The 15,650-nt window shown below is 46.4% G+C and carries 15 protein-coding genes; 3 read left to right on the top strand and 12 right to left on the bottom strand.

Going from position 1 to position 15,650, the window contains the following annotated elements; translation table 11 throughout:
- Positions 1 to 16 precede the first annotated feature (16 nt).
- Positions 17 to 784, top strand: a complete 768-nt coding sequence (locus Q369_RS0109810) for a DUF3108 domain-containing protein (protein WP_229206788.1) — start codon at positions 17 to 19, stop codon at positions 782 to 784.
- Here Q369_RS0109810 and Q369_RS0109805 read toward each other — a convergent pair.
- Together Q369_RS0109805 and dnaA are read right to left on the bottom strand one after the other, a co-directional pair.
- Complete coding sequence (locus tag Q369_RS0109805; RefSeq protein WP_031527631.1) at positions 771 to 1,748, bottom strand: GNAT family N-acetyltransferase; 978 nt, start codon at positions 1,746 to 1,748, stop codon at positions 771 to 773. The two genes, Q369_RS0109810 and Q369_RS0109805, sit on opposite strands and share 14 nt — an antisense overlap.
- A 44-nt stretch (positions 1,749 to 1,792) precedes the next feature.
- Positions 1,793 to 3,220 (bottom strand): chromosomal replication initiator protein DnaA, encoded by a 1,428-nt coding sequence (gene dnaA, locus Q369_RS0109800; RefSeq protein ID WP_031527630.1) that lies wholly within the window; start codon positions 3,218 to 3,220, stop codon positions 1,793 to 1,795.
- A gap of 250 nt (positions 3,221 to 3,470) precedes the next feature.
- On the opposite strand from dnaA, the gene Q369_RS0109795 reads away from it, so the two are divergent.
- Together Q369_RS0109795 and scpA are read left to right on the top strand one after the other, a co-directional pair.
- Positions 3,471 to 4,856, top strand: a complete 1,386-nt coding sequence (locus tag Q369_RS0109795; protein WP_031527629.1) for a methylmalonyl-CoA mutase family protein — start codon at positions 3,471 to 3,473, stop codon at positions 4,854 to 4,856.
- Positions 4,853 to 6,997, top strand: a complete 2,145-nt coding sequence (gene scpA / locus Q369_RS0109790) for a methylmalonyl-CoA mutase (protein WP_031527628.1) — start codon at positions 4,853 to 4,855, stop codon at positions 6,995 to 6,997. Before Q369_RS0109795 ends, scpA begins: the two co-directional genes overlap by 4 nt.
- Here scpA and Q369_RS0109785 read toward each other — a convergent pair.
- From Q369_RS0109785 to Q369_RS0109740, 10 genes are read right to left on the bottom strand one after another with little or no spacing between them, the layout of a single operon-like run.
- Positions 6,994 to 8,190 carry a beta-ketoacyl-[acyl-carrier-protein] synthase family protein gene (locus tag Q369_RS0109785; RefSeq protein ID WP_031527627.1) on the bottom strand — a complete coding sequence of 399 codons (1,197 nt, stop codon included), beginning with the start codon at positions 8,188 to 8,190 and terminating at the stop codon, positions 6,994 to 6,996. The genes scpA and Q369_RS0109785 overlap by 4 nt on opposite strands.
- A 1-nt stretch (position 8,191) precedes the next feature.
- A complete protein-coding gene (locus Q369_RS0109780; RefSeq protein ID WP_031527626.1) occupies positions 8,192 to 8,458 on the bottom strand; it encodes a phosphopantetheine-binding protein in 267 nt (88 codons plus the stop codon).
- Positions 8,459 to 8,493: 35 nt separating this feature from the next.
- Positions 8,494 to 9,771, bottom strand: a complete 1,278-nt coding sequence (locus tag Q369_RS0109775) for an ABC transporter permease (protein WP_031527625.1) — start codon at positions 9,769 to 9,771, stop codon at positions 8,494 to 8,496.
- Between the two features lies 1 nt (position 9,772).
- Positions 9,773 to 10,531: an ABC transporter ATP-binding protein gene (locus tag Q369_RS0109770; RefSeq protein ID WP_031527624.1), complete on the bottom strand. Its 759-nt coding sequence runs from the start codon at positions 10,529 to 10,531 to the stop codon at positions 9,773 to 9,775.
- Between the two features lie 3 nt (positions 10,532 to 10,534).
- Positions 10,535 to 11,566 carry a BtrH-related acyltransferase DarH gene (darH, locus tag Q369_RS0109765; protein ID WP_031527623.1) on the bottom strand — a complete coding sequence of 344 codons (1,032 nt, stop codon included), beginning with the start codon at positions 11,564 to 11,566 and terminating at the stop codon, positions 10,535 to 10,537.
- A 4-nt stretch (positions 11,567 to 11,570) separates the two neighbouring features.
- Positions 11,571 to 11,969 (bottom strand): flexirubin biosynthesis protein DarG, encoded by a 399-nt coding sequence (gene DarG, locus Q369_RS0109760; protein WP_031527622.1) that lies wholly within the window; start codon positions 11,967 to 11,969, stop codon positions 11,571 to 11,573.
- 13 nt (positions 11,970 to 11,982) lie between these two features.
- A complete protein-coding gene (darB, locus tag Q369_RS0109755) occupies positions 11,983 to 13,125 on the bottom strand; it encodes a dialkylresorcinol biosynthesis protein DarB (protein ID WP_031527621.1) in 1,143 nt (380 codons plus the stop codon).
- The gene (locus Q369_RS0109750; protein WP_031527620.1) at positions 13,125 to 14,036 is read right to left on the bottom strand and encodes a hypothetical protein; all 912 of its coding nucleotides are present in this window, start codon (positions 14,034 to 14,036) and stop codon (positions 13,125 to 13,127) included. The genes darB and Q369_RS0109750 overlap by 1 nt, the downstream gene beginning before the upstream one ends.
- Before the next feature lie 25 nt (positions 14,037 to 14,061).
- Positions 14,062 to 14,544, bottom strand: coding sequence for a hypothetical protein (locus Q369_RS0109745; RefSeq protein ID WP_031527619.1), 483 nt, complete (start codon positions 14,542 to 14,544; stop codon positions 14,062 to 14,064).
- A gap of 35 nt (positions 14,545 to 14,579) precedes the next feature.
- Positions 14,580 to 15,644, bottom strand: a complete 1,065-nt coding sequence (locus tag Q369_RS0109740) for a methyltransferase (RefSeq protein WP_051664009.1) — start codon at positions 15,642 to 15,644, stop codon at positions 14,580 to 14,582.
- Positions 15,645 to 15,650: the final 6 nt, after the last annotated feature.

The following is a 15,650-nucleotide window of genomic DNA, read 5'->3' as shown; positions in this document are numbered from 1 at the left end:
ATTAGCCATTTTGACAATGTTACTATTCCTTTCTTTCAGGCAACTGGAAGATAAAGCCGCAGATTTGCGCGTAGTAGCAAACAAGAGTTTCGGAGCCGGCGAGCGGGTTGAGTACCGCGTGCATTATGGCTTCATCAATGCAGCGGAAGCGAAAGTGGAGATCGGAAAGAACATTTCCATGATCAACAGCCGGCCCTGTTACCGTGTAAATGTGACCGGGCGTACAGTGGGAGCGTTCGACCTGATTTCGAAAGTCCGCGACACCTGGCGTTCTTACATCGACACAACTGCCATTCTCCCGCAAATGTTTGAGCGGCAGATTCAGGAGAACAAATATCGCAAGGAAGAAAAGATCATTTTCAACCACAATCGTGACCAGGCTATTGCCACCGCCAAGGACGAGACAAAGACGTTCAATGTGCCGAACAACATTCACGACATTATCAGCGGCTATTATTTCCTGCGCACGATCAATTTCGATAAGGTTAATGAGGGAGATATTATAGAAGTCCCTACCTTTTTCGATGGCGAAGTTTACAAATTGCGGGTAAGATATGTGGGCAAAGAAGTTATAAAAACCAAGTTTGGCAAGGCAAGAGCATTACGGATCAATCCGCTGATCCCGACCAATAAATTCTTCAAAGATGAAGGTGCAATGCGCCTCTGGGTAACAGATGATGTTAATAAAGTGCCGCTGAAAGCCGAGGTAGAGCTCCGGATCGGTTCGCTGGAAATGGACTTGAAATCGTATAAAGGACTTAAACAGGAGATCAACTGGTTTTGAGGCCGTTGATTCTCCATTCCTGTATTTGCCGCAGCGGAAATGGCAGTCGGTTTTTACGTATACCGGGAAAAGGTACAGCCTCGCCGCCTAAACTTTTGTAGAAGTCTGAAATGGACTTAACCCGCGGACTTTCAAAATCGAAGATCTGCGCATTCGTGCAAAATTCCCGGAAATATTGATCAAGCAGAAAAGTTCTTGCATTCTCCCTCCTTCCCGTATCATCAGCCGCATTAAAAAGGTAAATCACCTTCCCGCCACTCCTGATAAGCAGGATACCTGCATGTATTCTGCCTGATTTGGCCGCGTACCAAACTTCGGCCTGCGCTCGTGTATTAAATGTATAATGCAATGCTTCCAACACGTTAAAAGCATTCGGATTCACTCCCCCCGGAATTTTTCGGGAGTGATTGGATACAAAAAGATAGATAAGTGGATGAATATTGGTGCTTGCCACCAATTCCCACCGCGCTGCCTCGGCTTTTCTGAGATTCTTCCGCCGGTCCTTATTAAAGCCGGCACTGAGCTCGCAGTATGTTTGAGTGAGATCAAGCCAATGCGTAACATATGTATTGGTTTGAAATTCAGGAAAGCTCTTGTTTAATCCATCCAATAACCGATCATTATCAGGATTGAAATGGTAAGCTGAAATGTAGCTGTAATGCCGCGACAGTGCTTTCAGAAACAGCGCAGCTTGTTCGCCGGTAATTTGTCCGCGTGAAAAAAGACCCAGATACTGGCAAAAAAGAGGTTGATAAACCAGCTCGAAGCCAAAGCTTTTCCTGACAGGAAGCGGCATAACAACCTGGTATCCTGCGCCGGCGGAATAAACCAGCGCCTTCCAATCAACGCAAACGATATCGAGATAGTAGGTAAACGCGTAAATGACGCATTGCGGAGAATCCTGAACTAACGCATTCCAGGCGGCATCGTCAATTTGGGAGCGGGTAAGTAGGATGGGTGACATCGGGACAGGATCAAATGAAACACTTGTCCTTTAGACGTCAACTTCTACTTAAAGTAACTGCGAAGCTTCTGTAAAGTTTCTTCCACGTCCGGCGTTTCGTCCATCAGCAGGTTAATACTTTGAATAGAATGGATAACCGTAGAGTGATCACGGCCGCCAAAATGGTAACCAATGGATTTCAATGGGAGGTCGGTATACTCTTTGGCAAGAAACATCGCGAGCTGGCGCGGATAAACAACTTCCTTCTTCCTGCTCTTGCTTTTGAGGTCTGCGATCGTAACCTGGAAAAAATCGGCGATTACTTCCTGAATTGTATCGATGGTAACTTCCTTGCTCTCATTCATTACGATATTTTTGAGCGTATTCTTGGCAAGTTCCACATCTATCTCGCGTCTTGTAAGTGATGCCTGCGCCATTAACGACACGATCACACCTTCCAGCTCCCTTACATTGGAATTCACGCTATGTGCAATGTATTCAATCACATCATAGTCAATGTAAATTCCTTCCGACTGTATTTTTTTCTGAATAATGGCAATACGTGTCTCGTAATCCGGTGCCTGCAAATCTGCTGTTAATCCCCATTTGAAACGAGAAAGCAAACGGTCCTGCAACCCTTGCAATTCCCTCGGCGGGCGGTCACTTGTCATAATGATCTGCTTGCCGAGCTGGTGCAGGTGGTTAAATATATGGAAGAAGGTATCCTGCGTCTTTTCTTTACCCGACAAAAACTGCACGTCGTCAATCGCTAGTACATCGACTTTCATATAAAAGTCCGTAAAGTCCTGCAACGTATTGTTTTTGATGGAGTTGATAAATTGATTGGTAAACTTTTCAGAAGAAACATACAGCACCAGCTTATTTTCATAGTGGTTCATGATGTAGTTTCCGATTGCCTGTACCAAATGTGTTTTACCAAGCCCCACACCTCCGTACATCATCAATGGATTGAAAGAGGTCAGTCCGGGACGTTGCGCCACAGCGAATCCTGCCGACCGCGCGAGGCGGTTACAATCTCCTTCAATGAAGTTGTCGAATGAATAATTCGGGTTGAGGTAAGTATCCAGGTTCATTGAATCCTGGTCTTTTTCCTTATGGTTAGAGCCTAGCCGAGGATCTGTAACAAAGTTATCCGGCTTCGAATAGTTAGGCGACTTGGGCGTCGACACATTCATTGTCAGCGGCTGATGCTTTTCATTTCCTTTATCTACAATAATGGAATATTCAAGCATTCCATCGCGCCCGATCGCATAATCAAGAGCTTTTCTGAGCAAATTGACGTAGTTATCTTCCAGCCATTCGTAAAAAAACTGGCTCGGAACCTGGATCGTAAGTACTTTTCCATACAGCCGCAGTGGTCGGATAGGCTCGAACCACGTCTTGAAACTTTCCTCCGGAACATGCTGCTGAACAATTCTCAGGCAGGCATCCCAGACATGGTCTACTTCTGTATTTGCTTTTACTCTTTCCAATGTGTAACTAACCAAAACTCAGATGTTCTTGTTTAAGGGACGGCAAAGATATAAAAATACCTGATCTGTCAAGATTGGTCCAGGGTTCAATTTAGTATCAATATGACCGAACTCCAAGTCAATGGATAAAAACATCGCATTTAAAATCGGCGCTGCGCGTGCTTAATTCCGTAGGTGTTTGAGGCACAAAATATTGGCTCAATTGTTTAGTTTTGCCCTGGTCCGTTTTTCTCTTCATTCCGGTTGCACGATGAATTCAGCTTCACTTTTTTCAGAATTTGAACCAACCGGCTACGATGCCTGGGCAAAGCAAGCTGAGTCAGAGCTCGGTGCGAAATTTAATGCATTGCATTGCTGGTCGCCCGCGCCTGGCGTATCTACAAATGCATACGCAACAGCGGATACCCTGAACCCAGAGCAGGTCAGACAAATGCGAAACTGCCAAAAGCTGGTTCCCGGCTGGCTCAATCTCCCGCGCCTGAAACTTACCAGCCCAACAGAAACGAATACGAGTGTCAGAGAAGCTTTAAGCCAGGGCGCTGACGGTGTAATTATAGACTTTCAAAAAGCACAACCAGATACCGCCGAAATAGCCCGACTGCTGCATAACGCCAAGCTGAATGATAATCCGGTTTACTTTCAAACAAACCAGCCAGTAACATTCCTTTTTAACGCTATATCGAATCAAACAGGTTACCTCATCAAAGGAGGCGTCGCCCACGATCCCGTTGCAAACTGGATGCGTACAGGATTGGACTGGGCAGAAGCGGTGGACACGGTGATTGCTTTTTGTAAAAAAGAAGAAGGCCAATTCCGACCGTTAATGGTCGAATCGCACATTTATCACAATAATGGAGCGAACCCTGTACAGGAACTTGCATTTTCGATCGGGGCGCTGGTCACTTATATGGACCTGCTTACAGAAGCTGGTATTCCAGTATTGAAGGCTTTCAATAGTGTTTTCTTTTCCATTTCAACAGGTACACAGTACTTATCAGAAATAGCCAAACTAAGAGCTTTGCGACATTTGCTTCAGAAAGTTGCCACTGCTTACGAGTTGCCTTTTAACAAAACAAAGCCGCTTATACACGCAAAAACATCCTCTTTTTACCACTCTACCGCCGCCAGCTACACCAATATCATACGTGCAGGCAGCGAGGCAATGAGCGCGGTGATTGGTGGCTGCGATGCATTGACTGTTGAAGGATTTGAAAGTCACCTTATGGAAGAACCCGGACTTTCGTCGCGGATTGCCCGAAATGTTTCGTCAATTCTTTCCTATGAAAGTGGCTACAATGCAGTAGCCGACCCAGCAGGAGGTGCTTATGCAATTGAACAAATGTCCATCAGATTGTCAGATGCTGCCTGGGCTCTTTTCATCGAAATGGAAGAGAAAGGAGGATTGATACAATGTTTTCAGGAACGTTACATTCAGGATTTACTACAAGATTCGGCCAGACAAAAACTGGATATGCTGGAAAATGGTGGAGTGATGATCGGTGTAAATCGTTTTACAGAACCGGAATCAAACCCTGTTGCTGTTGCAGAAATACCCGGTAGTAATTCAGCGAAACTGCGCCTGCTACGTGACACTTCCTTGTCTGAGATGTTCCAAAATCACCGGAAAACCTTATGAAACCTGATTTTAGAAAAATTTCGGATCAAGACCTAGGCGAAGTAGCTCCGGCAGCATTGCAGGATAAAACAGGTATTACCCGGGAGGGAATCCGGCTTGCGCCTTACTTCACCGGAGAAGATACTGCGTCGGCTGGTCACCTGCATTTCGGTGCGGGTAATGCGCCATTTCTGCGCGGCCCGTACGCCAGCATGTACCTCGACCGCCCGTGGACGATCCGCCAGTATGCAGGCTTTTCCACCGCGGCAGAGTCCAATGCATTTTACAGACGCAATTTGGCTGCCGGCCAGAAGGGATTGTCAGTTGCATTTGACCTCGCCACACACCGGGGCTACGATTCAGACCATCCCAGGGTGACAGGTGATGTGGGGAAGGCGGGCGTCGCCATTGATTCGGTCGAAGATATGAAGGCGCTCTTTGATCAGATTCCGCTGAACCAAATGTCTGTTTCAATGACAATGAATGGCGCCGTTATTCCCATTATGGCGTTTTTCATTGCTGCAGCCGAAGAGCAGGGCGTTTCGCCGGAAATGCTCTCGGGTACGATTCAGAATGATATTTTAAAAGAGTTCATGGTCCGCAATACCTACATCTATCCACCTGCTGCATCGATGCGGATTGTCGGGGATATTTTTGCGTACTCCTCGCAGTTTATGCCGAAGTTCAACTCCATCAGCATCAGCGGCTACCATATGCACGAAGCAGGTGCACCTGCGCACCTTGAACTCGCATACACGCTCGCAGACGGACTTGAATACATCAGAACAGGTATCGCCGCCGGCATTCCGGTCGACGATTTCGCACCGCGTCTATCATTCTTCTGGGGAATCGGAATGAACCATTTTATGGAGATTGCCAAAATGCGGGCGGGGAGGTTGTTGTGGTCTAAAATTGTAAAGCAATTTAACCCTGGGAAAGAGAAATCAATGGCGCTTCGCACGCATTGCCAGACGAGCGGGTACAGTCTTACCGAGCAGGACCCATTTAACAATGTGACCCGCACAACCATTGAAGCGATGGCCGCAGTAATGGGGCACACACAGTCGCTACATACCAATTCACTCGACGAAGCAATGGCGCTCCCGACGGATTTTTCTGCCAGGATTGCGCGTAATACCCAGCTTTTTATTCAATATGAAACAGATATCTGCAAGTTTGTAGATCCGTGGGGCGGCTCCTACTACATGGAATATCTAACTGGTGAGCTGCTTGAGAAAGCGTGGCAGTTGATTGAGGAAGTGGAGGCAATTGGCGGCATGACACGCGCAATCGAAACCGGACTTCCGAAAATGCGGATTGAAGAAGCAGCCGCCAGAAAACAGGCGCGCATTGATTCGGGCAAGGATATCATTGTTGGGGTGAACAAATTCAAGTCAACAGAGCAGCATGGTATGGAGCTGCTGGAAATAGATAACCAGGCTGTAAGAGAGGCACAGATCAATGCATTGAACCAACTTCGCAATAGCCGGAACCAGGAAGAAGTTCAGGCTGCATTGAAATCGATTACAATGGCCTGCGCACAGCCAGGGGGAAAAGATATGAGCTCCAACTTACTGGCGCTGGCGATTAATGCAGCGCGCAAAAGAGCAACATTGGGCGAAATTTCAGAAGCAATGGAAAACCATTTTGGAAGATACAAATCCACCATCCGATCTATCTCGGGTGTGTACCGTGCAGAAGTTTCCGATGATGAAAATTTCCGGCTCGCCCGGCAGCTTTCTGATCAGTTTGCTGAAATGGAGGGTCGCCGGCCGCGGATCCTGGTAGCAAAAATGGGACAGGATGGTCACGACAGAGGGGCTAAGGTGATTGCAACGAGCTTCGCCGACCTTGGTTTCGACGTGGATATCGGGCCGCTTTTCCAAACTCCGCAGGAAGTAGCAATGCAGGCGGCAGAAAACGATGTACACGTAATCGGCGCGTCGAGTCTCGCGGCCGGACATAAAACATTGATCCCGGAACTGATCGAGGCTTTGAAAACCATCGGTCGCCCGGACATTATGGTGATAGCTGGCGGAGTTATACCTGCGCAGGATTACCAGTTTTTGTATGATGCAGGAGTAAAAGGAGTATTTGGACCCGGAACCATCATTTCAGTAGCAGCCCAAAAGATACTGACAGCTCTCATGGAAGCGCATTAATTCACGCTTCCAAAAACCAGCGAAGTACAATTCCCGCCAAAGCCGAAAGAATTGGAAAGCACGTAGTTGATCTGCTGCCCTTCTTCAAAGCGCAGCACCGGAATACGATCGTAAGTAGCAACCGGAACCTCAATACTCAGACTTGGATAAAGCTCGGAGTGCACGATACTCAGGACACTGAAAATTGCTTCCAGCGCGCCCGCTGCGCCAAGGGTATGTCCCGTAAAAGATTTGGTCGAGCTGTAAGGTGGAATTTGATCAAACAATTGGTTGAGACCAAAAAGCTCAACCTCATCGTTGTTCCTCGTGCCGGTACCATGCGCATTTACATAATTGATCTGATCAAATGTAATCCCCGCCGATTCGACTGCTTCGCGCATGCAGCGGATTGCGCCAGTTGCTTCATCAGACATCGCAGAAGGATGGTGCGCGTCATTTGCATTGCCATAACCCGCCACTTCGGCATAAACTTTTTTACCGGCCGCACCCTCTTCGGATTCAAGCACCAGGTAAGCAGCTCCTTCCCCCAGGTTCAGACCGTCCCGATTTTCGTCAAAAGGCTTGCACGCAGATTCGGAGAGGATTTTTAATGCGTTAAATCCATTAACGGTGTATTTGGCAAGGCTATCTACGCCGCCGACAATCACGCGCGTCGCGCGGCCCGAGCGTATCAGCCTCGCGCCCAGCATAATTGCATTGGCAGAGGAAGAGCAGGCTGTATTAATCGTATCCGTAAATCCTCTGATTTTGTAATGATCTATAATTTTGAGCGTGTGTGCGGCGCAACTGTAAGCGTCCAGATACTGTGAGCCGCTGGATCTCAGGTTGGCATCATCATAAAGCTGATCGGTCAGGCACATTCCTCCTACTGTACTGGCTGAGATGAATGCAGTGGCAAAGTCTGAGAGTTCTTGTGGAGTTAATCCTGCATCCTTTACGGCTTCGTCAAATGCTTTGCTGGCAAGCAGGCAGGTACGTGTATATCCCAGGCTGTTTTCAAGCCCGAGCATTGCTTTTAAAGATTCGTTGCTTGTTTTGCACTCACCAAAAGGCAACAATGCAGCATATTGTGATTCGAAGCGGGCAGCTTTGCCAATTCCGGTGATACCAGAACGCAGGCTTTGATGATTTTCATGCAGGTTCTCTCCTATCGCTGAAATAACCCCCATTCCGGTAACCAGCACTTTCCTCATATCAGGCAGTTTTCGTATTGGCAAGAATATATTCCGCCATTCGGTTTACATCAACAAGTATTTTTCTTCCCTCAGCCGGGTTGTTGATCTTAATTCCGTATTCTCTTTCAAGAAGTACTACCAATTCCAAAGAATCAATGGAGTCAAGGCCGAGATCTCCACCAAAAAGTGGCTCATCATCTCTGATATCCTGAGGGTTAACGTCTAATAAATTCAGATACTGTACAATCTGGCCCTTCAAAATGGGCTTCAAGCTTTCTATGTCCATATTAATAGTTAAATGCGCTGCTACGCTAGCCAAACTTAAAGAATTCTTTCGATCCTGAGTTTAAAATATGTCGCTAGCTGACAAATCAGTATAAAAATACCTAAAAAAGAAAAAACGAGTCCGAGTTCCCGCCAGCTTCCGCCTTTCAGGAACAAAACATAAAATCCTTCGAGGCACCAATGCAATGGAGAAAAATTACTGGCTGTCTGCATAAATGCGGGCATTACGAATGTAGGTACCAGAATTCCGCCGATTGCGCCGAAAATAATAATGGAAATGGCACCAAAACCGTTGGCCTGCTGCTCGGTTTTCGCAAAGGAACCGATCATCAATGCATAGCTTACTGCCGCCATGCTACTCACGAAGGTAACCGCGAGGAGTGCGATCAGACTTTCAGGCACGGTAAGTTGCGGTAAACCAAGCTGTGGCAGTACCCAAATCCCCATTGAAAAAGTGAGTGCGACCTGTACTACTGCTACCATCACATAAATTGCCATCTTACTGAACATCACAAGCATGAATGTGGTGGGCATCGTTTTTAATCTTAAAAAGCTCCCGTTTATCCGCTCCTTGACAATGTTGCTGCCCAGGGAAACTACCATAAAAAACATTGCAAATATGGTCCAGGCTGGCACATTATGCTGTGTCGAATTAGGCAGAACTGTCGAATTATTGTTGCTGGCTACCACCGGATCGATCCTGACTCGGTTGGAAATCATTTTTTGCTTCAGAACTGCTGATTTATCACCCAACTCCATACTTGCGTACATTCTGTCGATCATCAGCGAATTTTCAATCATACCCATATACGACTGAATAACCCCCACTACCGACTGGCTGTAATTTTCCTGCAAAACCGGATCGTGGTAAAATGAGAGTCTCGGCATGTCCACCTTTTCCTTTGCAGCAGAATCAGTTTCCAATCCCAGATCCTGCATGAGTATGTTACTGACATCCTCTGCATTACTTTCCAGTCCGGCCGAAAATGTTTTGGGAATAAAAAGTGCGATCAGCTTGCCCCGCGCCAGCAGCTCCGATTTCAATGCATTTTGCTCGATCTGATCTTGCGAGTCAATCTTGAAAAGGCCCGACTTGGTCAATGCATCCACCAGCTTTCCACCTTCCTTTCCCGCATCTTTATTTACAACTAACAATGCGATCTGGTTCTCATTGACCATTTTGTAGGCACTGTCCTGAATAATGGTGATGATAAAAACGAGAAGCAGCGGCATCAAAAAGAGCAGCGCGAGACCGGTCTTATCATTAATAAGCAGTAGGAATTCTTTTCGAAGTGAGGAAAATATCTTGAACATCCTAGTCCCTGTACGCTTCGCCGGTCAGATTGATAAACAGTGATTGCAGGTTAGGAACGCCGTGCTGCGTTTTCAAAGCCTGTATTTCGCCTTCAGCAATAACCTTACCATGATCGATCAATGCGATGTTCTTACAAAATTCCTCAGCTTCCGACATGTGGTGAGAAGTGTAAATAATCGTGGTACCTGCCTCATTGATGGATTGCAAATAGCGGATAATCGCATTGCGGCTTTGCACATCCACCCCCACAGTCGGTTCGTCCAGGAAAAGAATATCCGGCTCGTGAATAATCCCAATTGCCAGGTTCACCCGCCGCTTCATACCGCCGGAAAACGTTTCAACCTTGTCGTCGCCGGACTTGGAGAGGCCAAGTACGTTTAACAGATGCTCTCTTCTTTCAAGCAGATCGTTTTTGGGAATGTTATACATAGCCCCGAAGTAGTCGAGGTTCTGGCGTGGGCTGAGTTCCTGGTAAAATGCGTATTCCTGCGGCACAAACCCGATCCTGCTTTTGCGCTCAATCAGAGACAGTACTTTCCCGTCAATAATAAATGCTACTTCTCCTTCGGTGGGCGGGATTATTCCGCATAGAATGGAAATCAATGTAGTTTTTCCCGCGCCATTTGGGCCCAGCAGACCAAAAACATCTGATCGGGTAATGTTTAGTGAAACATCGGTGAGGCTATTTTCCTGCGCAGATTTGTATTTTTTTGAAACGTGCTTGATTTGAATGCATACCGGATTTGAAACTTCTGCCATAATTTACTTTCCTAGGTTAAGTCTGGAAAGCTTTTCGAAAGCTTCTTTTTCTACCGAGCGTATATTCAACAGCATATCGGCGATTTCATTGAAATCTTTTTGTTCGGTTAGTCTTCCTTTATACACCCCCGCCATTTTGATAGCACTCGCCCGCCACAAATCTCCTGCTTTCGTAAAATCCTCGGAAACCTGAGAAAGCCTGTCGTCCTGCATGTAAGCAGAGGCTTCTTCCAGGAATGCACCGTACAAAAAGCGAAAACCGCCGCCGCCTGTCCCGATTTCCTCCTGCATCCGAACGATCTGCCCCAGGTACAAGCTTGCTTTTCGCAGCCCGAGCTTGTCGCGCCACTTACGAATGTGATTGGAAGTATGCCTGATACCGTCTACACCAGCGAAGTTGCCTGGGATACGCAGCATATCCCGTACATTGCGGCGGATACCTTTTGCGACCCCTTTCCTGATCATATCGTCAGAAATAGGCTTTACACTTTCGGGAAAGTAAATATGTCCCTTCGGCGCAAGTGGCCCCTGTGCGAAGCGGACTCTTGTAAGTTCTTCCCGCGAAAGTGAGGTTACATCCTCCATAACCGGATCACTGATCAGGTACCGGCCATTTTCTTCACCAAAAACAATCAGATTGTGTGCATTGAAATGAAAGCGGTACTCCTTGGGGAAGTAGGTCAGGTGGAATACACCAACCTGGCACCCCACAGGTACTCCTTCTCTTACCTTCTGATCTAAAAAGGACTCAGCCGCAAGCTGATTCGAGAATTTCTTCCTGGTTACGTCCACACCGAGCGACTTGCAGGTACGCTTAAAAATGGCCCCCGGCATGGTCCTGAACGAGATTGCCGGACCGTTATTAACAGTTAAAAAAGGGATTTGTATGTAAAAAAGACCTGAACCCATTCCGAACGCAAGTGGCTCGGTCATGAAATCCAGTCCGTGGTAACGCAGCAAAGCCGTTGTTACGCCATTCTCACAATGCGCCGTTTGGACGTGGTGAAATTCATCCGTTTGACTATCAACATTCACTGGCTCAACCTTTAAAATTTTTCAAACTATCGACTGTGATATCAAACGCGCGCGCATATTTTTCAAGTTTACGCTCGCTGAGGTTTTTAAAAACAGCCGGTTTTAAATGTCTTTTGATAAAAAATGAGAAAATACCTGTGTATCCCGAAAGTACCGCCAGGTCCATTAACCGTAGTTCCATGAAATAATGGATCGGGCTCTTTTCTCCTCTTATAACTGCCTGCCTGGCTTCCTCTACACGCTCATTGACATCCTCCCAGGCGCTATCCAATGCAAGTTTCTTGACCTCCCAACCCTTACTCAGCGCCGTTTCATACTTGCCGTCCTCATTTTTGACGTAGCATACTTCCCGTGTAAATTTTTCAAGGGCGCCGGTATCTTGTGGCAGATCTTCTCTTTTCATTTTGAAACTGGTTTTAGCAAACAGTCAGCAAACAAAACATGTAGGAGAATCGCGAACTCTCCGGAACGGCGAGTAAGATTTTTTCTCCCTTTTTCAATGCACCGCTATGGAATACTTCTTCAAGCATCATGTAAATAGAAGCTGCGCCCACATTCCCTTTGTTCACGAGGTTGGTATACCATTTTTCCTTAGGTATGCCCATTCCATTTATTTTCAGGAAATCGTCAATCTTGTTTTCAAAAAAGTAGCTGGACAAGTGCGGCAAAAAGTAGCTGATCTCATCCACGCTCATATTTTTCTTAAGTAGGATATCCTTCAACTTTGCAAAGCCTAATTTAACGATTTTTTCACCTAATAGCTTCACATCCTGCTTGATACTGAATACCGACCGATCCTGAATTTCTTCTGCCCCAAAATCCTTGTAACTCTGCAGGGTACCGTCTGCAAGCTTGTCCGCGCCCATATACATGCAAGCTTCGTGCTCGTTGGCATAGGAACAGCCTTCGATCCAATCTATTTTCAGGGAGATTCCGGTTGCATTTGGCTGCGGCTCTACCAGAAAAGCACCCGCGCCGTCTGAAAGCATCCATCTTAGAAAATCCTTTTCAAAAGAGATATACGGATTTTGTTCCAAACGTTGCAGCTGGCTGATTTCCTCTGCAAACTGATCAGCCTTTAAAACCGAAGAAAGTCGCTCCGATGCACAGGAAACTGCCTTTTGCTTCTCTCCTACTTTCACAGACATGTAAGCATATTTAAGCGCATGCATTCCCGCACAGCAAACGCCTGAAGGAGATACCACCTCGACGAAGCCAGTTTCAGGCAAACTTCCGTGTACCATTGAACCGTGCGAAGGCATCAGCTGGTCCGGACTGGATGTGGCGCAGCTCAGCAGGTCCATTTCCGCAATTTCCTCTGGATTATTTTTGAATAAACCGCGGACAGCCTGCGCTGCCATTTCGGAATTGGTGTGGGTTACCGCGCCGTCTTTTGTAAGTGCGTAGTACCTGCTTTTTATTCCGTTATTACGTAAAACGATTGCTTTTGATTTAGAAGGCTTACCGTTGATGTATCCTAGATATTCTTCCATTTCCTCATTCGAAACGGACTCATTGGGCAAAAACTTGGCAATTCTTGTAATGTATGCTTCTGACATTATGATTTGATTTCAACCCCACAAAAGTATTGTTTTTTCTTCTTAATCGTATTTTCGGTGAAAGGCGCTACGAACAAATTGTACACAAAAAGAATGATCGGAGCCACCATAAACAGCGCGACCAGCAGGTAGTATTTGAAAAAGCCCACCAGCCTTTTCCGTTTCGCCGGTGTAGTACCTTTTGTCTTGATCAATTTGGCCCAGATCCTGAACAATTTTTTGGCCCGCTGCTCGATGAACAGGATATCTGTCGGGATTTCTATCAAGCCTGTCGCGAGAATGTCGTTCTGCAAATTCCCGTATTGCTGGTTTTTAAATGCATTCCGCACAATGCGCCCGAATTGCGCAGCGCTTTCGATATCCTTCTGACTTATTCCCGGTAACGGAAATATGCCCCATTTCCTATCTTTCCGTCCCGTCAGCATCCAATGCAAAATGGTAAATGCGCTGATCAGGTTGGAAGTCCTGTCCATAAATGGAATGTTGCCCACCAACCTGCCACCACCCTCAGCGATCAGCTTCTTGACACTTTCCTGCGAATTAAGCCACATGTTCCGGCCGCCAATAATGGTAACTACCGGCGTTCCATTCATTACGGCTTTGAATGCAGGCGATTTCAACAGGGATGTAAATGGCAATGAAGGCGACAAGAACCAGGGCTGATACCCCAGTACAATGAGATCGTAGTGTGTTGAGGAAAATTGAAAGGATTCCAGCTCGATTGTTTCTTCCAGCACGCATTCCGGCATCTTATCAAAAAACTCGTCTGTGGTCCAGGGAAACACAAAGGGCTTCGCCGGTTTGATCACCACACGCTCAATATCCGCCTGGTCAAATGGGAGTAAAAAGTGGTCGATAATTTCATTCAGCTGCCCCGTCTGTGAATAGTTTACGACAAGAATCTTTCCCATTAAATATCTAAATCCAATTTAATCATTATTGCAGATCAGCCGGCCTGAGTACCTTCGAGTTTTTCGCATAGTCTGCAACAGCAGTTTGCACACCCGGATCCAGCTTGTTATATGCTGCCACAATCGCGCGCTTGTCCTCGTCGACCTGCTTATTATACTTCAAGATCTTCGGTGCGTGTTCCTGAATCGCAAGCCGTAAAAACCGGTATTCTGCATTATCCGGGTTACTCTTAATTTCTTCTTCCAGGACCTGAGCGCCTTTCTTAAATACTTTCAGCTTCTCCCCTGCTCCTTTCACAAAGCCTGCCTTTTTCATCGTCAATGCAGCGATGTAGGCTTTGTTACGTGATGTAGACTTTTCCGATTCCAGTGATGAAATTGTTTTATCAATCACGGATTCATCGCCGGAGGATAACGCTTTATAAAAAACACTTCTTTCAATTTTAGCAGCAGCGAATGCGGTAAATGCAAGGCTGAGTATCAGGTAAGCAACAAGTGTTTTCTTCATATTCTCCAAATTTACGATTTCTGTTTCGATACGGATTAAGCCTGCTGCTTTTTCCTGCATTCCAGAATCGTATGATAGCTGTCCCCGATCAGCGGGTAGGTTTCAACCACGTCAAAACCAGCCTTGTCGACCAGTTCTTTCATCACACCAATGCGGTACATTTTGCTGTTACCGTTAGCCATAATTGTGAAATACAAAGATGTTGCGACGAGGCTGTAATGCGCAGCAGGATAATTCTGGTTATCAAAAAATGGTTCCAGAATAAACAATGTGGTGTCGGGAGAGGCTGCCTGATAGGCATTTTCAAGAATTTGCACGATCTGCTCTTTTGAAAAGCAATCAAGAAACTGGCTCATCCAGATTAAATCGGCGCCCTGAGGAATTTTCTGCGCAGCATCGAGCAGGTCAATTTCGTGGAATTGAATGCGATCCAACAGGTTTTTGGCAGCTGCATTTGCCTTCGCTACTTTCAGCTGCACAGGCAGGTCAAGTATCTGAATGCGGACGTTTGGATCGTGCGCACAGCAGGCAAACGACCATTTCCCTGTATTTCCTCCAATATCAAAAATCAGCTTTGGCTTTTTCCTGAAAACAATTTTCAGCGCTTCGGGAAATGCATTGTCGGAGTAGTAATGATCAAATTCAAACCATGATGTTTTGGCTGGCTCCGGCAGTACCGAAAGTCCCTCGTAAATGGTAGGCCAGTCGCCCAGTACTTTGAGTCCCTCCGGCTTTCCTTTCACAAAGCTTTCGGTCATATTTTTTGCGCCGAGGTAACATACATCGTTCATAAAATTGATGTTCACCCGCGTCATTTCATCCTTCAAAAGAAAAAAGCCCACCTTGCTGATCCGCACGATATCACCTTCCATATCTACCACTCCGAGGACTTCGGCAGCTTCCAGAAGCAAATGAACACTATACTCAGATACGTCCAGCTTTTCGAGGATTGCGTCTACAGTCACGCCCTTGCGGTGCTCGCTTATAAACTGCAGGATACCCAATTTCCTTAATGCTACCACCGACTGAAAATAAATCGGCCCGAACGCTATTTTCTGTGCTTCATACTTAGCCTCAATGGCAGATAATTCTTTTTTCATTATATG

Origin of the sequence: Dyadobacter crusticola DSM 16708, assembly GCF_000701505.1 — a bacterium.
Classification (GTDB): Bacteria; Bacteroidota; Bacteroidia; order Cytophagales; family Spirosomataceae; genus Dyadobacter; species Dyadobacter crusticola.
This window is presented reverse-complemented; position numbering and strand designations above follow the sequence as displayed.